The sequence below is a fragment of the Novacetimonas cocois genome (assembly GCF_003311635.1).
GTDB classification, from domain to species: Bacteria; Pseudomonadota; Alphaproteobacteria; order Acetobacterales; family Acetobacteraceae; genus Novacetimonas; species Novacetimonas cocois.
In genome coordinates, this window is sequence record NZ_QEXL01000014.1 from 93906 (window position 1) to 113229 (window position 19324).

Annotated in this window: 14 protein-coding genes; 11 read left to right on the forward strand and 3 right to left on the reverse strand. The window is 64.3% G+C overall.

From position 1 onward, the window contains the following. Positions 1–503: 503 nt before the first annotated feature. The 3 genes from NJLHNGOC_RS11355 to NJLHNGOC_RS11365 all read left to right on the forward strand — a co-directional run bounded on the left by NJLHNGOC_RS11355 (position 504) and on the right by NJLHNGOC_RS11365 (position 4236). Positions 504–1883 carry a purine-cytosine permease family protein gene (locus NJLHNGOC_RS11355; protein ID WP_113596455.1) on the forward strand — a complete coding sequence of 460 codons (1380 nt, stop codon included), beginning with the start codon at positions 504–506 and terminating at the stop codon, positions 1881–1883. Between the two features lie 87 nt (positions 1884–1970). Beyond that, complete coding sequence (gene hisC, locus NJLHNGOC_RS11360) at positions 1971–3197, forward strand: histidinol-phosphate transaminase (protein ID WP_239021489.1); 1227 nt, start codon at positions 1971–1973, stop codon at positions 3195–3197. A gap of 235 nt (positions 3198–3432) precedes the next feature. Then, positions 3433–4236 (forward strand): NAD kinase, encoded by an 804-nt coding sequence (locus tag NJLHNGOC_RS11365; protein WP_113596456.1) that lies wholly within the window; start codon positions 3433–3435, stop codon positions 4234–4236. A gap of 278 nt (positions 4237–4514) precedes the next feature. Here the strand turns inward: NJLHNGOC_RS11365 and NJLHNGOC_RS11375 are convergent, their stop codons facing one another. After that, on the reverse strand, positions 4515–5426 hold the full coding sequence (locus tag NJLHNGOC_RS11375) for a diacylglycerol/lipid kinase family protein (RefSeq protein ID WP_165837927.1): 912 nt from the start codon (positions 5424–5426) through the stop codon (positions 4515–4517). A gap of 22 nt (positions 5427–5448) precedes the next feature. Beyond that, positions 5449–6915: a D-glycero-beta-D-manno-heptose 1-phosphate adenylyltransferase gene (gene rfaE2 / locus NJLHNGOC_RS11380; RefSeq protein ID WP_113596458.1), complete on the reverse strand. Its 1467-nt coding sequence runs from the start codon at positions 6913–6915 to the stop codon at positions 5449–5451. Between the two features lie 182 nt (positions 6916–7097). Here rfaE2 and NJLHNGOC_RS11385 point away from each other — a divergent pair, with 182 nt between their 5' ends. After that, complete coding sequence (locus tag NJLHNGOC_RS11385) at positions 7098–8042, forward strand: cation diffusion facilitator family transporter (protein WP_113596459.1); 945 nt, start codon at positions 7098–7100, stop codon at positions 8040–8042. A gap of 157 nt (positions 8043–8199) precedes the next feature. Here the strand turns inward: NJLHNGOC_RS11385 and serB are convergent, their stop codons facing one another. Then, entirely contained in the window at positions 8200–9105 is a 906-nt protein-coding gene (serB, locus tag NJLHNGOC_RS11390; protein WP_113596460.1) for a phosphoserine phosphatase SerB, read from the reverse strand. Between the two features lie 30 nt (positions 9106–9135). Here serB and miaA point away from each other — a divergent pair, with 30 nt between their 5' ends. The 7 genes from miaA (at position 9136) to clpB (ending at position 19136) form a co-directional block, all read left to right on the forward strand. Then, positions 9136–10167 carry a tRNA (adenosine(37)-N6)-dimethylallyltransferase MiaA gene (gene miaA / locus NJLHNGOC_RS11395; RefSeq protein WP_239021490.1) on the forward strand — a complete coding sequence of 344 codons (1032 nt, stop codon included), beginning with the start codon at positions 9136–9138 and terminating at the stop codon, positions 10165–10167. A 118-nt stretch (positions 10168–10285) separates the two neighbouring features. Continuing rightward, complete coding sequence (gene ilvB, locus NJLHNGOC_RS11400; protein WP_408890849.1) at positions 10286–12070, forward strand: biosynthetic-type acetolactate synthase large subunit; 1785 nt, start codon at positions 10286–10288, stop codon at positions 12068–12070. A 103-nt stretch (positions 12071–12173) separates the two neighbouring features. Beyond that, positions 12174–12689, forward strand: a complete 516-nt coding sequence (gene ilvN, locus NJLHNGOC_RS11405) for an acetolactate synthase small subunit (RefSeq protein ID WP_113596478.1) — start codon at positions 12174–12176, stop codon at positions 12687–12689. 56 nt (positions 12690–12745) lie between these two features. After that, a complete protein-coding gene (gene ilvC / locus NJLHNGOC_RS11410) occupies positions 12746–13765 on the forward strand; it encodes a ketol-acid reductoisomerase (RefSeq protein ID WP_113596462.1) in 1020 nt (339 codons plus the stop codon). Between the two features lie 268 nt (positions 13766–14033). Further along, positions 14034–14726 (forward strand): fumarylacetoacetate hydrolase family protein, encoded by a 693-nt coding sequence (locus tag NJLHNGOC_RS11415; RefSeq protein ID WP_113596463.1) that lies wholly within the window; start codon positions 14034–14036, stop codon positions 14724–14726. A 74-nt stretch (positions 14727–14800) separates the two neighbouring features. Beyond that, the gene (locus NJLHNGOC_RS11420; RefSeq protein WP_113596464.1) at positions 14801–15877 is read left to right on the forward strand and encodes an aldo/keto reductase; all 1077 of its coding nucleotides are present in this window, start codon (positions 14801–14803) and stop codon (positions 15875–15877) included. Between the two features lie 655 nt (positions 15878–16532). Next, entirely contained in the window at positions 16533–19136 is a 2604-nt protein-coding gene (gene clpB / locus NJLHNGOC_RS11425; protein ID WP_113596465.1) for an ATP-dependent chaperone ClpB, read from the forward strand. Positions 19137–19324: the final 188 nt, after the last annotated feature.

Consider the following 19324-nt stretch of genomic DNA (forward strand, 5'->3'; position numbering starts at 1 on the left):
CAATCCCTGCATCTGTCGCGGCCGCGTCACATTGGCCTGTCGCATGCATTGCGCGGGGTTGGCGGGCGTTGCGTCCGCGAAATGGGGCGGCATTTCCATATGCCGCCTGCCTGTCGCGGCCTTTGGACAGGACGGGGGCGGAAACAGGTCCGGCGCGGCCGGGCGCTGATTCCGTAACGATCCATGGTCGCGCGGCATTACCGTCTTGCCGGGCGCGGCGCGAAGGGATTACGTGGGCTGCGTTCCCCTGGGGGGTTACTGCCCCGCATTCGTGAAGAAAATTTCGTGATTTTCGCAAAACCGTCCTTTTCGCGCGTCGCTGGCCCTGATTCCGCCGGAATCGCAACGACATGGTGAAGGACGCGATCATGCCACGGCCCGTGGCGTATTGCTTTCGGGCGCGATGTCTTCATAACAGGCAGGGAAGCAGGAGAAAGCCGTTGAAGCAATTACTGACATGCCAGTGTATTGTTCCGTAAAGAAAATGAAGGGAAAAAGCGGCCATGGCCATGACGTTTGAGACGCATACGATCTATCAGATACCCGAAGACCAGCGTTACGGCCGTGTAAGTGACCTTTTCACCGTCTGGTTCAGCACCAACATGACGCTGCTTACGGTCGTGACGGGGGCGCTGGGGCCGACGGTCTTCGGGCTTTCATTCGGGTGGTCGATGCTGGCGGCGGTCGCGGGCAACATGGCCGGGGCGGTGTTCATGGCCCTGCACGCGGCGCAGGGTCCGATGCTGGGCGTACCCCAGATGGTGCAGAGCAGGGGGCAGTTCGGTTCCTACGGCGCGGTGCCCATCGTCCTGCTGGTGATCGTGATGTATGTTGGTTTTGCCGCGTCCAACTATGTCGTGGGGGGACAGGCCTTGGTGCAGGCGCTTCCGGGGCTGAACGGCACGGTCAGCGTGCTGACCATCGCGATCGTCAGCCTTGTGCCCTGCTGCATGGGGTACAAGGCGATCCATGTGATTTCCAAGATCGTAAGCTGGCTTGCCGGGGCGGTGGTACTGGGGTGCATCGGGCTGGGCCTGTGGCGGTTTTCGGGCGCCACGCTGATGGATACGCACGGGTCCGTGGCCGGAATCATGAGCGCCTTTTCCGTCTCCGCCCTGTGGCAGGTGGCGTATGCGCCCTATGTTTCGGATTCCTCGCGCTATCTTCCCAACAGCGCCGTTTCGGTCCGCAATACCTTCATCGCTACATATACCGGCACGGTGCTGGGCACCATCCTGCCGATGATGCTGGGGATCGTGCTGGCGTGCCAGTGGGCGAACCTGACAACGGTGGAGGCGCTGGCGCAGCTCTGCGGCGGGGCCGCGCCCTTCGTTCTGGTGGTGCTGTCGCTGGCCATTACGCTGGGCAATGCGATGGGGGTGTATTGCGGGGCGCTGTCCACCATCACGGTGGTGCAGACGTTCCTGCCCGACTGGCGTCCCGAAATGATGAGCCGCGTGGTGGTCACGCTGTGCCTCGTGGCGCTGGCGCTTACCATGGCCTTTGGCATGAGCAGCGATTTCATGAAATCCTATGCCGCGTTCCTCGACATCCTCATGGCGGTCATCGTGCCGTGGACGGCCATCAACCTGACGGACTACTACCTCCTGCGGCATGGCGATTATGATGTCGCGTCGTTCTTTCGCGCCGACGGGGGGCGTTACGGCTATTTCAACGTGGCGGCCGTCCTGTCCTATCTCGTCGGGGTGGTGGTGGAACTGCCGTTCCTCAGGAACGACCTCTATACCGGCTTTCTCGTCCCGGCGCTGCACGGGGTCGACATTTCGTGGCTCGTCAGCCTTGTCGTGACCACCGTGCTGTATGTGGTGCTGTCGCGCGGCGACAGGGCGCGGACGGCGAAAGAAGAGGAACAGGCTGCCTGACGCGGCACGCGGCAATGGACATGCGTGCGGGGTGTTCGCGCGGGCGCGAATTCCCTGATAAAAGGCAGGACATGTAAAAGGCGGGGCATGGATCAGGCCCGTGCCGCGTGGCTGCTTCCGACCCCGTCGGGCGGCGTGCGGCCTGCCCGCCGCGCGGATATCGCAGGAACAGGATACAAAATGGCGGAGACGATCGCACATCAGGCCAAGGCCCACCCGGCCTTCTGCCGCCCCGAAGTCAGGACGCTGCCGCGTTATAACGCCGGCCTATCCGAAGAGGCCGTAAGGCGGCAGTTCGGCGTGGAAGAGATCAGCAAGCTGGGCAGCAATGAAAACCCGTATGGCCCCTCGCCACGGGTACTGCGGGAATGGCCCCTGCTGGCCGGTCGTCTTTTCCTTTATCCCGACGCCAGCGCAACGCGCCTGCGTGAGGGGATCGCGCGGTTCAACGGCATCGCGATGGACCGGGTGGTCATTGGCAACGGGTCGGAACAGATCATCCGCATGATTGCCGAAGCCTGCCTGTCGCCGGGTGAACGCGTGGTGACGGTCCGCCCGGCCTTTGGTCTGCATGAAATCCATCCGCTGCTGATGGGGGGCGTGGTCGATGCCGTGCCTGTCACGGCGGGGGGACAGTTCGATATCGACGGCCTGTGCCGCGCCCTGTCGCGTCCCACGAAGATCCTGATCTTCTCCAACCCGTCAAACCCGGTCGGGTGCATGATGAAGGAAGACGCCCTGCGCGCGGTCATCGACGCCTGCCCGCCGGATACGCTGGTGGTGGTGGACGAGGCGTATCGGGAATATGCCGAAACCGATGCTGATTATCCCGACGCCTGCGCCATCCTGCGCGAACAGGAACGGCCCTGGATCTGCCTGCGGACCTTTTCAAAGGCCTATGGCCTGGCGGCGCTGCGGATCGGCTATGCCCTGACCTCCTCGGCGGAGGTGGCATCCGTGCTGGAGACGGTGCGCGACACGTTCAACACCACCATGCCCGCGCAGGAAATGGCCGCCGTCGCGCTGGGGGATCAGTCACACATGCGCGACAGCGTCGCCCGCACCGTGGCGCAGCGCGACCGTGTCGCCGCCGCGTTGCGGGCGATGGGCCTGTTCGTCGCGCCCACCCACACCAATTTCGTCTTTTTCCGCACGGCGCGGGATGCGATGTCCGTGGCGCACGACCTGCTGCAACATGGCGTGATCGTCAAGCCGTGGAAGGAAAAGGGCTTTGAAAACTGGATCAGGGTCAGCATCGGCCTGCCACATGACAATGACCGGTTCCTGACGCATCTGGCGGCGGTGCTGGGCTGAGGGCGCGGCACGCGCGGACGGTTGCGAAACCGGGCCGGCGCATCCTAGTATCGGCGATCCGGCGGGTGGCCCGGCGCCACCGCCCGCGATGTTCCGCCCCGAGACGCGGTTTTACGGAGTTCCTGATGCGCACGACAGTCATTCCGAGGCGTCCCGCCGCGTTGGGGGGTGACACCGTGACGGCGGCGCGCGTGCGCATCAACGCATGTCGTGTGCCGTCGTGACGTCATATTGCATGAATGAAAATCCGGTGACCCGGTGGCAGGACGGCAACCTGCCGACGCGCCTGTGCTTTGTCGCCGCGCCCAATGACAGCGCGCAGGCATGGCTGGAACGCCTGACCAGGCGTTATGGCCAGACCCCCGCGGCGCAGGCGGATGCCATGATCTGCCTGGGCGGGGACGGTTTCATGCTGGAGGTGCTGCATACGACGCTGGACCGCGACATCCCGGTCTATGGCGTCAACTGTGGCACGGTCGGTTTCCTGATGAACCCGACGGTGCCCGATGACCTGCCCGCGCATCTGGCCAGCACGCAGGAAGCGATCCTCCATCCCCTGCGCATGCGCGCCACCAGCGTGGATGGCGAGGTGACGGAGGCACTGGCCCTGAACGACGTGTTCCTGTTCCGCCAGACGCGGCAGGCGGCCAAGATCCGCATCGATGTTGACGGGCGGCAGCGTCTGGCGGAACTGATCTGCGACGGGGTGCTGATCGCCACGCCCGCGGGCTCGACCGCCTATAACCTGTCGGCGCACGGGCCGATCGTGCCGCTGTCGGCGAACCTGCTGCCGCTTACGCCCATCAGCGCCTTTCGTCCCCGGCGCTGGCGCGGGGCGCTGCTGCCCTCCACCGCGCAGGTCAGGTTCACCATACTGGAAACCGACAAGCGTCCTGTCGCGGCCGTGGCGGATTTCACCGAGGTCCGCGATGTCATCTCGGTGGAAATCCGCGAGGACCGCACACGTTATACGACATTGCTGTTTGACCCGGGGCAGAGCCTGTCCGAACGCATCATCGCCGAGCAGTTCACGGTCTAGAGCAGATCCAGTTTGAATGGACACATTCGAACTGGTGAATATGATCTAGAAACAATGAGTTGGAACAATTCTACTGAGCCAGGGTTCTGTGGAATTGCTCCAGGCGCGGGCCGGGCGAACCGGTAGTTTGCGCATTCTGGAAAAGCCCGTAATCAGGAAGAAGTTTTTGGTGAAGCTTTTTGCAAAAAGCTTCGAAAGACGTCACCTTTCTGAAAAAAGGCGACACCCGAAAACTTCTGTTATTTTCAGACAGTCTCTGAACCCGGCCGCGTGGTCCATCAGGACGGACGGGCCGCCCTGTCGATGGCAAGGCGCAGGGGGCGTCCGGCGTCGCGGATGCGGACCGGCGTAGTGCCCGAAATATCGCCATCCGTCTGGACCGGGATGGCGGTTGCGGCCTGGATGTCGATGTCGCGTCCGCAGACGATCCGGACATCGGGCATCTGTTCCACCCGGCCGCGCAGCAGCGCCCATCCCATGCGCAGGGTGGGGATGATCCCGCCCTTTTCCTGCATGATCGCGCAAAAGCCCGCCTGATGGTGCATGGCCTGCGGACAGATGACATACGCCCCGCCATACAGCCGCCCCTTGGACACCACGACGGCGCGGGCCTGGTACGCAGTCCCGTCGATGCGGACATCGATGACGGGAAAGCGGTAGGTCATTGCCGCACCCAGCATGGTCAGGACGTAGCCCGCCCGCCCGATCAGCCGTTTCAGCCGTAACGGCAGGCGGTGCACCACGCAGGCGTCGAACCCGATTCCCGCCATCTGCACGAACAGGCGCGGCGGGGTGGGGCGGCCGTCGCACGTGCTTTCGATCACGCCGGGCCAGATGGTGGCGCAGGCCCCCGAAAGGATCAGTCGCGCCGCCGCCGCCGGGGCAAAGGGAATGCCGAGTTCCAGCGCAAGGACATTCGCGCTGCCGGCGGGAAAGATGCCCATGCGCTGCGATGTGCCCGCCACGGCCTGCGCGATTTCGGCAATCGTGCCATCGCCCCCCGCCGCGATGATGCAGTCGGTCGCGCCCTCGCGCACGATCTGGCGTGCCAGTTCCCCGCCGTGCCCGGCGTGGCGCGTCACCAGCACGCGCACCTGCGCGCCGCCGGCCTGCAGGGTTTCGATGAACAGGCGCAGCGGCCCGCGCCGCCTGCGTCCCGCCGTGGGGTTGAGGATGATGCAGGTTCGCATTTGCCCGATGCCGCGCGCCGGCCTATGCCCCGCCCGCGTCGCCGGGCGTCCTGTCGTCATGGCCCGCCGCCCTGGTGACGAGGGAGGAGGTCGAGCGTCCCGCCACGATGTCCACCAGCGCCACGCGCCCCCCGTATCCCTTGACGAATGCCCCGCCGACTACCTGATCCTCGGTATAGTCGCTGCCCTTGACGATGACATCGGGACGCAGCCGGCGGATGGCTTCCATCGGGGTATCCTCGTCAAACAGGATCACCAGATCGACATCGCGCAATGCCCCGATGACCGTGGCGCGTGCGATTTCGTCCTGGATCGGGCGGCTGTCACCCTTGAGCCGCCGGACGGAACGGTCGGTGTTCAGCGCGACGATCAGTTTGTTCCCCTCCCGCGCGGCCGCGCGGATCAGGGCGACATGGCCGGGATGGACAAGGTCGAAACAGCCATTGGTGAAAACGACCGTCGCCCCGTGATGCTTCCAGTTTTCCACGATGCCGGCGGCCTGTTCCAGCGATACCAGCGCGCCGGCGTCGTGCATTTCCTCGCTCAGCTGGCGGCTGAGTTCCGCGCGCGAGACGGTGGCCGTTCCCAGCTTGCTGACCGAAATCGCGGCGGCGGCGGTGGCGATGACGATGGCGGTTTCCATCGACTGTCCCGCCGACAGGACGCTGGCGACGGTGGCAAGGACGGTGTCCCCCGCCCCCGATACGTCAAAGACCTCCGCCTTGCGGGTGGCGGCATGGGTCATCGTCCCGTCGCGCCGCCACAGGGTCATGCCCTCCTCGGAACGGGTCAGCAGCACGTCGCCGCCAAACTGTGCGGAGGCCACCTGCGCCGCGCGGCGGATTTCGGCATCGGTATCGACCGCAAGGCCGGTCGCGCGCGTCATTTCGATCAGGTTGGGCGTCACCAGCGTCGCCCCGCGATAGGCGTCAAAGGTCGGGCGCTTGGGGTCGATGATGACGGGAACGCCCCTGGCCCGGCCCGCCGCGATGACGGCCGCCAGCACCTCGTCCGACAGCACCCCCTTGGCATAATCGGAACAGACCAGCACGTCGCAGGTCGCGATTGCCGCCACCGCCGCGTCGATCAGCCGCCGCGTCGTCGCGGCGGACAGGGGCAGCACACGCTCCTCATCAATGCGCACGATCTGCTGGCGGCCGCTCAGGACCCGGGTCTTGGTGATGGTGGTCCAGTCGGGATCGGTGATGACGCCGTCGGTGTCGATGTCCGGCCACAGCGCCAGCGCCCCCAGCAGGGAGGTCGCCGCCCCGTCCTCCCCCACCAGGCCGATCAGGCGCACCCGCGCGCCCAGCGCGCTGGCGTTGGCGGCCACGTTGGCCGCCCCGCCCGCGACGCACGACAGCTGCGAATGCAGCAGCACCGGGACCGGGGCCTCGGGCGATATCCTGTTGACCATCCCGGAAACATACCGGTCCAGCATGAGGTCGCCGATTACGGCCACGGTGCCGAAATGTAGGTTGTCAAGCATTGGTAAGGACATGGACCCGGCCGGTTGAAGGACGCAACGGTAATATGGAACGCCGCGCCGTGTCGATATCCGCCCCCGGCCCGTCCCTCCGGCCCGTCCCCCGGTCACGGCCTGTCAGGTCATGCCCTGTCAAAATGCGAAGGCAGGCGATAGGATAAAGCAGCTTTTCATATGGGACCGTCATGGCGCATTCTTCTTCCTCCCGCTTCGTGATTCTGGCGGCGCTTGGGGGTAATCTCCTTGTCGCGGCGACCAAGTGCGTCGCGGCCTTCATCTCCGGCAGTTCCTCCATGCTGAGCGAGGCGATCCATTCCCTGATCGATACGGGCAATCAGGGGCTGCTGCTGGTGGGAATGCGGCGCGCGGCGCGCCCGGCCACGCTGGCCCATCCCTTCGGCTATGGGCTGGAGCTGTATTTCTGGACGTTTGTCGTCGCGCTGCTGATTTTCGGGCTGGGGGCGGGCATCTCGTTTTTCGAGGGGGTGACCCACATCCTCCATCCGCAGCCGGTGGAGCATGTCCTTGTCAATTACATCGTACTGGGGCTGAGCATCCTGTTCGAGGGATCGGTCTGGGTGCTGGCGCTGCGTGCGTTCCGCCGGCATGGCAAGGGCCGTCACGGCTGGGTGGAGGCGGTGCAGCGCAGCAAGGACCCGACCGTCTTTACCGTCCTGTTCGAGGATACGGCGGCGCTGGCGGGCCTGATGGTCGCCCTGCTGGGCAATATCCTGTCGGAAACGCTGGACATGCCTGTCATTGACGGCGTGTCCTCCATCATCATCGCGATGATCCTTGCGGTGACGGCGACCTTCCTTGCCCGGGAATCGCAGTCGCTGCTGACGGGCGAGGGCGTGGCGCCGGAAGTGCTGGCCGCCCTGCGCCGCATGGCGCTGTCGGCACGGGGCGTGGATCGCCTGAACGAAATCCGCTCCATGCATTTCGGGCCGCGCGACGTACTGGTGGTCATCAGCATCGATTTCCACAACAACCTTTCCGCAGGCGATGTGGAGGCGACGGTCTCCGACCTGGAACGCCAGATCAAGCAGACCTATCCCGAAGTCACCCGCGTCTTCATCGAGGCACAGGACAATCGCAGCCAGCCCCCCGCCGTCGCGCCTGCGTCCTGACGCAACCTGATGATGGAAAGTAATGAAAGTTTTTGGGTGTCGCCTTTTTTCAAAAAGGCGACGTCTTCCTGAAGCTTTTTGGAAAAAGCTTCACCAAAAACCTTTAAAATTTCAGGATGTTAAGGGTCTTTTTTTCAGGTAATCGCGGTGCGTGGGGTCAGGCGACGAAGTCACGCGCCGCGTACCCTTGGGCGAACAGCAGCGTGCGCAGCGTGGTATGGTTGACCTGACAGGCGATGGCCCTGCGCACGGCGGGCTTGGCATGGAAGGCAACGCCCAGCCCGGCCTCGCGCAGCATGGCGAGGTCGTTCGCGCCATCGCCCACCGCCATGGCCTGCGCCGTCCCGATCCCCTGCCGCGCCGCCAGCCGCCGCAGGTGCGCAAGCTTGGCGTCCGGGCCAAGGATGGGCTGTCCCACGTCGCCCGTCAGGTGTCCGTTCTCGATCAGCAGGGAATTGGCATGCTGTTCATCGAATCCGCACAGTTTCGCCACGCGGGAGGTAAAGAACGTGAATCCGCCGGAAACCAGCGCCGTGCACGCACCATGATGTTTCATGGTGCGGACCAGTTCCAGCGCGCCGGGATTGATCCGCACGTCCTTCCACGCCGCCTCCAGCAGGGTGGCGGGCATGCCGCGCAGCAGGCCGACGCGTTCGCGCAGCGCGGCCTCGAAATCCATTTCGCCATTCATGGACCGGCGCGTGATTTCGGCGATGCGTTCGCCGATGCCCGCATGCCGGGCCAGATCGTCAAGGGTTTCGCAATCGACGATGGTGCTGTCCATGTCCGCGACCAGCAGCTTCCTGCGCCGCCCCTGCGCCGCGACGACCATGAGGTCGAGGTCGCGGCCGGAAAATTCCTCGCGCAGGGGGGCGATATGCGGCATGTCGCCTGTGCCGGGGGCGGGACAGGGAATTTCGGCGGCCTCGCCTTCCGACAGGATGGTCGCCGGGCCGCCGCCGGTCATGTCGCGCGCCGCCGCGATGTCGGCGGGGGCAAGTGACGTGGCCGCGCGGTTGGCGACGAGGACAAGGACATGGGACAGGGAGGAGGATTCAGGCATGGTGTCCGGGCATGTGGCAGGGATGACGCGATGACGCAAGGCACCGGGACGCAACAGGGCGTCGGCGCACCCATGCGTCCCGCCGTGATCGTGGCAGGCCCCACCTGTTCGGGCAAGTCCGCGCTGGCGCTGCTGCTGGCGCAGACGATTGGCGGCACGGTCATCAATGCCGATTCGATGCAGGTCTATCGCGAACTGCGCATCCTCACGGCCCGTCCCGGCGCGGCGGAGGAAGCCCTGCTGCCGCACCGGCTGTATGGCGTCGTGCCAGCGGCGCGGGCCGGGTCGGTCGCATGGTGGCGCAAGGCGGCCCTGTCCGCCGCGCACGAAGCGTGGGAGGCCGGGCGCATCCCGGTTTTCTGCGGGGGGACGGGGATGTATTTCCGCGCCCTGACCGAAGGTCTGGCCGATATTCCCGACCCGCCCCCCGAAATCCGGGCACAGGCCCGTGCCGCAGTGCTGGCCGAAGGGGGACCGGCAATCCATGCCCGCCTGATGCAGGTGGATCCCGAAACCGCCTCCGCCCTGCGTCCGGGCGATACGCAGCGCATCGCCCGCGCGTGGGAGGTGTGGCGCGCGACGGGGCGGGGCCTGTCACGGTGGCGCGCGGAATCGGTGCTGCCGCCACTGGCCGCGCGGTTTGTCGCGGTGCGTCTGTCGCCCCCGCGCGACGTGCTGCGGCGTGCAATCGCGGCGCGTTTCGACGCCATGATGGAAAATGGCGCGGTGGAGGAAGTACGTGCCCTGCTGTCGCATAACCTTTCCCCCGCATTGCCCGCGATGCGCGCCCATGGGGTGCCGGAACTCGCGGCGATGCTGCGTGGCGGGATGTCGCGCGAACAGGCGGTCGCGCGCGCCGTGCAGGTCACCGCGCAATATACCAAGCGCCAGTCCACATGGTTCGCCCACCATGCGCTGGCGCCCGACGCGCGCACCCTGGTTCACGAGGGAAGAATCGAAGGGGAAAAAATCGCACCAGATGCGCAACAAATGGAAAGAGATGAGCGGAAAATTATTTCTTTTGTTATTAATTGCATTGACGCCGGGGGCTGCTTTGCTTAAACCCGGCCCACATTTCGCCTGATGGGGCGCCGTCCTTCCTGACGGTGCCGGGGCGAAAGGAGTAAGGGATATGAACGCAGCACCGCAGCACACCGCCATCCGGCCCGACGCCCGCGTCATGGGCGTTGACCCCACGGTCATGTCCGGGGCGGAAGTACTGCTGCGCGTTCTTCAGGATGCGGGGGTGGAGGTCGTCTTCGGCTATCCCGGCGGCGCGGTCCTGCCGATCTATGACGCCCTGTTCCGGCAGGATGCGATCCGCCACGTGCTGGTCCGGCATGAACAGGCGGCCGTGCATGCCGCCGAAGCCTATGCCCGTTCCACCGGCAAGGTGGGGGTGGTGCTGGTCACCAGCGGGCCGGGCGGCACCAATACCGTCACCGGCCTGATGGACGCGCTGCTGGATTCCGTTCCGGTCGTGTGCTTTTCGGGGCAGGTGGGCGTGCCGCTGATCGGGACCGACGCCTTTCAGGAGGCGGACATCACCGGCATCACCCGCCCGGCGACCAAGTTCAACTACCTCGTGCGGCAGCCGCGCGACATTGCCCCCGTGGTGCGCGAGGCATTCCATATCGCGCGCACCGGCCGTCCCGGCCCCGTTCTGGTGGACCTGCCCAAGAACCTGATGGTGGGGCCGGCGCCGTATGCTGAAACGTCGGCACCGCTGCATCCGTCCTATCGCCCCCGGTTCGAGCCCGACCGCGCCGCCGTGGCAAAGGCCGTCGCCGTGATGAAGAAGGCGCGCCGTCCGCTGTTCTATACCGGCGGCGGGGTCATCAATTCCGGCCCGCAGGCGGCGCAGGCGCTGGGGCGGCTGGTGCGCATGACGGGATTTCCCTGCACCTCCACGCTGATGGGGCTGGGCGGTTTTCCCACGACGGACCGGCAGTTCCTGGGCATGCTGGGGATGCACGGATCGTATGAAGCGAACATGGCCACCCACGACTGCGACGTGCTGATCGCGCTGGGATCGCGTTTCGACGACCGCGTCACGGGCCGCCTTGACGCGTTTTCCCCCGGTTCGTTCAGGATCCATGCCGATATCGACCCGGCGCAGATCGGCAAGATCGTGCCCGTGGACCTTGGCATCGTGGGGGATGCGGGGCGTGTCATCGAAATGATGATCGAGGAATGGGAACGCACCCCCACGCCCGCCACGCAGGCCGACAGCCTTGATCCATGGTGGGCGCAGATCGGGACATGGCGCGAACGCGACAGCTTCGGATTCCGTCAGGACATGGCGCCTTCTTCCATTATCCGTCCCCAGTACGCCATCAGCCGCCTGTATGAAATGACGCGCCAGCTGGGCCGTGACACCTATGTCACCACGGAGGTGGGGCAGCACCAGATGTGGGCGGCGCAGCATTTCCAGTTCGACCGTCCCAATCACTGGATGACGTCGGGCGGTCTGGGCACGATGGGATACGGGCTGCCTGCGGCCGTGGGCGCGCAAATCGCCCATCCCGACGCGCTGGTGATCGACATCGCGGGCGAGGCCTCGACCCTGATGAACATTCAGGAACTGGGCACGATCGCGCAGTACCGCCTGCCGGTGAAGCTGTTCATCCTGAACAACGAATACATGGGCATGGTGCGCCAGTGGCAGCAGCTTCTGCATGACTCGCGCTATTCCGAAAGCTATAGCGCCGCCCTGCCGGATTTCGTGCGCCTTGCCGAAAGTTTCCATGGCCGCGGCCTGCGGGCGACCTGCGTCGGGGAACTTGACGGGGTCATCGCGGAAATGCTGGCCCATCCCGGCGCGGTGGTCGCGGACATCCACGTCGCGCAGGAGGAAAACTGCTATCCCATGATCCCCTCGGGGGCGGCGCACAACCAGATGCTGCTGGGTCCCGATCAGGATGACGGGGTGGAAGTCAGCGCCGAGGGACGGATGCTCGTCTGACCCATCATCCGCGGGGCGGTTCCGCCGTTCCGCCTTGTCGTGTCATGCCATGTCCGCCCTGCAGGAGGCGGCCGGCGTCAATCAGAGTGCAGGAAACAAGATCATGACCACCCAGCAGGAGGTTCCGGCCTCCGCGGTCATTTCCATACTGGTCGAGAATGAAAGCGGGGCGCTTGCCCGCGTGCTCGGCCTGTTTTCGGGGCGTGGCTACAACATCGAAAGCCTGACCGTCGCCCCGGTGGACGAGGCGGGGCGCCTTTCGCGCATCAACGTGGTGACGACGGGCACGCCGCATGCCATCGCGCAGGTGCAGGCGCAGCTTGAACGGCTGGTCCCCGTCTATCGCGTCGTGAACCTGAGCGCGACCGGACCGCATGTCGCGCGTGAGCTGGCGCTGGCCAAGGTGGTCGCGACGGGCGAGGCGCGCGCCGAATCCCTGCGCATCGCACAGGCGTTCCGCGCGCGTGTCGTTGATACGACCGCCACGTCCTTCGTGTTCGAGCTGACCGGTTCGCCGGAAAAGCTGAATTCGTTTATTGACCTCATGCGTCCGCTGGGACTGGCTGAAATATCGCGCACCGGCGTCGTCGCGATCAGCCGGGGCCCGGACACGCTGTAACGCAGGTCCCGGTTTTTCTTTCATTCCAAACAGTCCACACATACAGGAGTATCCCCATGCGCGTGTATTATGATCGCGATGCCGACGTGAACCTGATCAAGAGCAAGAAGGTCGCCATTATCGGCTATGGCAGCCAGGGCCATGCCCATGCCAACAACCTCAAGGATTCGGGCGTCACGGACATCGTGGTCGGCCTGCGCCCCGAATCAGGCGCCCGCGCCAAGGCGGAAGCCGCCGGGTTCAAGGTGATGTCCCCGGCCGAGGCGGCGGCCTGGGCCGATGTCGTCATGGTGCTGACGCCTGACGAAGGGCAGGGCGCCCTGTACAAGGAATCGCTGGAAAAGAACATGAAGCAGGGTGCCGCGCTGGCATTCGCGCATGGCCTGGCGATTCATTTCCGAATTATCGAGGCGCGTCCCGACCTCGACGTGTTCCTGATCGCCCCCAAGGGCCCGGGCCACACCGTGCGTTCCGAATACCAGAAAGGTGGCGGCGTGCCGTGCCTGGTGGCCGTGGCGCAGGATGCGTCGGGCAACGCGCTGGAAATCGCCCTGTCCTATGCCTCCGCCAATGGCGGTGGGCGTGCCGGCATCATCGAGACGACCTTCAAGGAAGAGGTCGAGACCGACCTGTTTGGCGAACAGGCCGTGCTGTGCGGTGGGCTGGTCGAACTGATCCGCGCCGGTTTCGAAACGCTGGTGGAGGCGGGATACGCGCCGGAAATGGCGTATTTCGAATGCCTGCATGAAACGAAGCTGATTGTCGACCTGATCTATGAGGGCGGCATCGCGAACATGAACTACTCCATCTCCAACACGGCCGAATATGGCGAATACGTCTCCGGCCCGCGCGTGATCACGCCGGACACCAAGGCGGAGATGAAGAAGATCCTGACCGACATCCAGGACGGCACGTTCGTGCGCAACTTCATCCTGGAAAACCAGTCCGGCAACATCGGTTTCAAGGCGACGCGCGCGCGCAACAACGCCATGCAGATCGAAAAGGTGGGTGAAAAGCTGCGTGGCATGATGCCGTGGATCGGCAAGAACAAGCTGGTTGACAAGACCCGCAACTGATCGCCTGTCGCAGTCAGGTCATCGGGGGACGCATGTGCCCCGGCGAACGCCGCCCGGATCCGTCCGGGCGGCGTTTTTCATTATGGGCCGCCCATGCGCGATGACGGCCACGGCGGGGGAACCCGAATCGGGGGGCGATGAATTTATTGTATTGTCCCCGCCCCGCATGGGCGCGTGACAGGCGGGGGTGCGTAATGCAACCATGCCCCTCCCCAAGGTCTGCGCCCCGTGATGGGCCGGTTGCAACTGTGACGGAGTTATCGTGCCAATGGTGGATTTTGTCATTCCCCCGCCTGTCCAGCCGACGGTCAATGTCAGGAATACGGAGGCACTGTTTCCCGTGCGCCGCATCTGGTGTGTCGGACAGAACTATGCCGATCATGCGCGCGAAATGGGGGGCAATCCCGAACGGAACGAGCCCTTTTTCTTTGCCAAGCCATCCGATGCGGTGGTGCCCGGCGGTGGGCTGCTCGATTTTCCCGTCGCGACATCCGACCTGCATCACGAGGTCGAACTGGTGGCCTGCATCGGGCGCGATGGGGAAAACATTCCCGTCGAAAAGGCGCTGTCCTACATCTACGGCTATGCCGTGGGGCTGGACATGACGCGCCGCGACCTGCAGGCCGCGGCCAAGAAGGCGGGGCGTCCGTGGGCGCTGGCCAAGGGGTTTGACCAGTCCTGTCCCATCGGGACCATCCGCCCGGTGTCCGAAATCGGCCACCCGGCAAAGGGGCGCATCACCCTGAGCGTCAATGGCGAGGAACGGCAGGCGGGCGACCTGTCGGACATGATCTGGTCGGTGGCGGAAATCATTTCCGTCCTCAGCCGTTTCGTGGCCCTTGCGCCGGGCGACCTCATCATGACCGGCACCCCGGCGGGGGTCGGCCCGGTCCGGCGTGGCAATGTGCTGCACGCCGTGTGCGAAGGGGTCGGTGAACTCAGCGTCACATACGGCCGGTAAGGCGCCCCCCTCGGGGCGTTGTTCCCATCCGGTCATCCTATCATTCCATATCATCCGCACAGGAGAGACAGATCATGCAATATCGTCAGCTTGGGCGCTCCGGCCTGCGTATTTCCGCCTTTACGCTGGGGACGATGACCTTTGGCGGCAAGGGCGACTTTGCCAAGACGGGCAATACCGACCTTGCCGGGGCAAAGCGCCAGATCGACATGTGCGTGGATGCCGGGATCAACATCTTCGACACGGCCGACATCTATTCCTCCGGCGTGTCGGAGGAAATCCTTGGCGCGGCGCTGAAGGGGCGTTCGCCCGATCTGCTGGTCAGTTCAAAGGCCCGTTTCACCATGGGGCCGGGGGCGAATGACGCCGGGTCCTCGCGCTATCACCTGATCAATGCGTGCGAAGCCAGCCTGAAGCGGCTGGGACGTGATCATATCGACCTGTATTACCTGCATGAATGGGACGGGCAGACGCCGCTCGATGAAACGCTGGAGGCGCTTGATACCCTGACGCGCAGTGGCAAGATCCGGTATGCGGGGGTTTCCAACTTCTCCGGCTGGCACCTGATGAAGGCGCTGGGCACGGCGGAACGCAACCGTCTGATCGCGCCGGTGGCGCAGCAGATCTACTACTCCCTCCAGGCGCGTGAGGCGGAATACGAACTGCTGCCGCTGGCGGTGGATCAGGGCATTGGCGTGCAGGTCTGGAGCCCGATGGCAGGAGGCCTGCTGTCGGGGAAATACCGGCGTGGCAAGCCGCAGCCGACAGGAACGCGCCAGATCGAGAAATGGGGCGAACCCCCCGTCTATGACATCGAGAAACTGTATGACGTTGTCGAGGTCCTGGTCGCCATCGCGGCCGAGCGCGGGGTTTCGGCGGCACAGGTCGCACTGGCATGGGTGGCGCATCGCCCGGCGATTACCTCCATCCTGATCGGCGCGCGCAACGATACGCAGCTGGCCGATAACCTGAAGGCCGCGGAACTGAGCCTGAGCGCCGAGGAAATGGAGCGTCTGGACAAGGCCAGCGCGCCGCCGGTGCTGTATCCGTACTGGCATCAGGCCAGCACCGCGTCCGACCGCCTGTCCCCCGCCGACCTGCTGCTGCTTGCCCCCACCATCGCGGAACGGGCAAAGGACGGAAAGGCCTGAGGACAGGTGTTCCAGTCGCTATAGATAAGATAACAGAAGTTTCCGGGTGCCGCCTTTTTTCGGAAAGGCGGCGTTCTTTCGAAGCTTTTTGAAAAAAGCTTCACCAAAAACTTCCTGACGGTTTTCGCGGTTTCTGCGCTGTATCCGGAAGCGATCCTGCCATCTGGAAATGTGATGGCGACGGGAAAAAACAGGATGGTTCGTGATAGGATTCCTGAATGCCGGAAGCTGACAGGTAATATTGCACCGCAGACAGGAAACGCCTGTCAGTAACCGGGTTCAGGACCGGGATGTCTGCTGACCCACGTTCGCACAATACATTCCTACGTTCATGATGAAGGCGATATCCGCCATCCCCCCGGAATGCCTCATCCCCCATCAGGATACGCGTTGCGCGAATGGCCGCCCGGAGAAGAAGTCACGCCAGCCTTGATCCAGATTAAGTAGCATTTCACCAACCGGTGATCATCTGGGACGGCGGATGTGTCCGATGCTGCTGGAGACTGGAAAGGGGTGTGGAAACATGGGATTGCCATCTTGTAATAACATGCGTCCCTACCCACCTGTGAAACCAGCCGCTGTGCCGTTGCCTCTCTATCTGGGACGGCAAAAGCGGACCTGTTTTGTCGCCTGAGAATAAGGGACGGGGGAATTTATGAATATCGAGAAGTTTACGGAACGTTCGCGCGGGTTTCTTCAGGCCGCGCAGACGATCGCGATGCGTGAATACAACCAGCAGCTGACGCCGGAGCACCTGCTCAAGGCGCTGCTGGATGATGACCAGGGGGCCGCGTCCTCGCTGATCCGCGCGGCAGGGGGGCAGCCGCCCGCCATTGCCGCCGCCGTTGACGCGGCACTTGCCAAGCTGCCGAAGGTGCAGGGCGGTGGCGCGGGACAGCCCAATGCGACGCCGGATCTCGTGCGCCTGCTGGATGCCGCCGAACAGGCCGCGCAGAAGGCCGGGGACGAATATGTGGCGCAGGACCGCCTGCTTGCCGCTATCGCGGCGTCCGAGACGCCGGCCGGTCAGGCGCTGCGTGCGAATGGCGCCACGCCACAGGCCCTCGACAAGGCCATTGCAACCATCCGCAAGGGACGCACCGTGACCAGTGAAAACGCCGAAGCCAGTTTCGACGCGTTGAAGAAATATGCCCGCGACGTGACCGAGATCGCCCAGCAGGGCAAGCTTGATCCCGTCATCGGCCGTGACGAGGAAATCCGCCGCGCCATTCAGGTGCTGGCGCGTCGCAGCAAGAACAACCCGGTCCTGATCGGTGAGCCCGGCGTGGGCAAGACCGCGATCGTCGAAGGGCTGGCGCTGCGTATCGTCAACGGTGACGTGCCGGAAGCACTAAAGAACAAGAAGCTGCTGTCGCTCGACATGGGCGCGCTGGTGGCTGGCGCAAAATATCGCGGCGAGTTCGAGGAGCGTCTCAAGGCCGTCCTGAAGGAAATCGAGGCCGCCGAGGGGCAGGTCATCCTGTTCATCGACGAAATGCACACCCTTGTCGGCGCCGGGCGTTCGGACGGGGCGATGGATGCCTCCAACCTCATCAAGCCGGAACTGGCGCGCGGCGTGCTGCATTGCATCGGCGCGACGACGCTGGACGAATATCGCAAGTATATCGAAAAGGACGCGGCCCTCGCCCGTCGGTTCCAGCCTGTCTATGTGGGTGAGCCGACGGTGGCGGACACGATCTCGATCCTGCGTGGCATCAAGGAAAAGTACGAACTGCATCACGGCATCCGTATTTCCGATGGTGCGCTGGTTGCGGCGGCGACATTGTCGAACCGCTACATCACCGACCGCTTCCTGCCGGACAAGGCGATCGATCTGGTGGACGAAGCCGCAAGCCGCCTGCGCATGCAGATCGACAGCAAGCCGGAGGAACTCGACGAACTCGACCGTCGCCTGATCCAGCTCAAGATCGAGCGTGAGGCCATCCGCAAGGAAGACGATGCCGCCAGCAAGGAACGCCTGGTCAAGCTGGAGCTTGAACTGTCGGACCTTCAGGAAAAGTCGGATTCCCTGACCGCGGCGTGGCATGCGGAAAAGGATCGCGTCAACGCGGTGCAGAAACTGCAGGAAGAACTCGACCAGGTGCGCTCGGATGTCGAGGTCGCGCAGCGTCGTGGTGATCTCGGGCGTGCGTCCGAACTGATGTATGGCCGCCTGCCCGCCCTGCAGGCCCAGATCGCGCAGGCACAGGAAGAGGCGGACCAGGCCAGCAAGGGCGAGGGCATGGTCAGTGATACCGTGACCGATCAGGGAATCGCTGCCGTGGTGTCGCGCTGGACCGGCGTGCCGGTGGAACGCATGCTCGAAGGTGAGCGCGCCAAGCTGCTGCGGATGGAAGATGAACTGCGCAAGAGCGTGGTGGGTCAGGAACCTGCGCTCAAGGCCGTGTCCGACGCGGTGCGTCGCGCGCGCGCCGGGTTGCAGGATCCCAACCGCCCGATCGGTTCGTTCCTGTTCCTCGGCCCGACGGGCGTGGGCAAGACCGAGCTGTGCAAGGCGCTGGCCCGCTTCCTGTTCGATGACGAGAAGGCGCTGCTGCGCATCGACATGAGCGAGTTCATGGAAAAGCACGCGGTGTCGCGTCTGGTTGGCGCCCCTCCCGGCTATGTCGGATATGAGGAAGGCGGCGTCCTGACGGAGGCCGTGCGTCGCAAGCCATATCAGGTCATCCTGTTCGATGAGGTTGAAAAGGCGCACGAAGATGTCTTCAACATCCTGCTGCAGGTGCTTGACGATGGTCGCCTGACGGATGGGCAGGGGCGGACGGTCGATTTCCGCAATACCCTGATCGTGCTGACCAGCAACCTTGGCTCCGACGTGCTGGCGCACCTGCCGGATGGGCAGTCGGTGGAAAGCGTGCGTCCAGAGGTGATGAAGGTGGTCCGCGATCACTTCCGGCCGGAATTCCTGAACCGTCTGGATGAAATCATCCTGTTCTCCCGTCTGCAGAAGGCGGACATGGGCAAGATCGTGGAAATCCAGATCGGACGGCTGCGCAAGCTGCTGGCGGATCGCAGCATTACGCTGGATCTCGACAAGGCGGGCGAGACGTGGCTGGCGGATGCCGGGTACGATCCGGTCTATGGCGCGCGTCCGCTCAAGCGGGTGATCCAGCGCAGCCTGCAGAATCCGCTGGCGGGTCTGCTGCTTGCTGGGGACATTCATGATGGCGAGACGGTGAAGGTTTCGGCGTCGGACGATCACCTGACGATTGACGGGCATGTTGTTGACGGGGACTGACGCGTGGATGCGGGATGCCGGACGTGAAGGAGGGGAGGCGAAAGCCTCCCCTTCTTTTTTTGGATTTTTTTTAGGGCGTGCGTGCCGGGAATGGGAGTTTTCGGGTTAGGTTTGCCGGTTTTCCGCCGTTTTTTCTGGTGTTGGATAAGGCGTTGACAATGGGGGTCGATCTCCTTAAAACCCGCTTC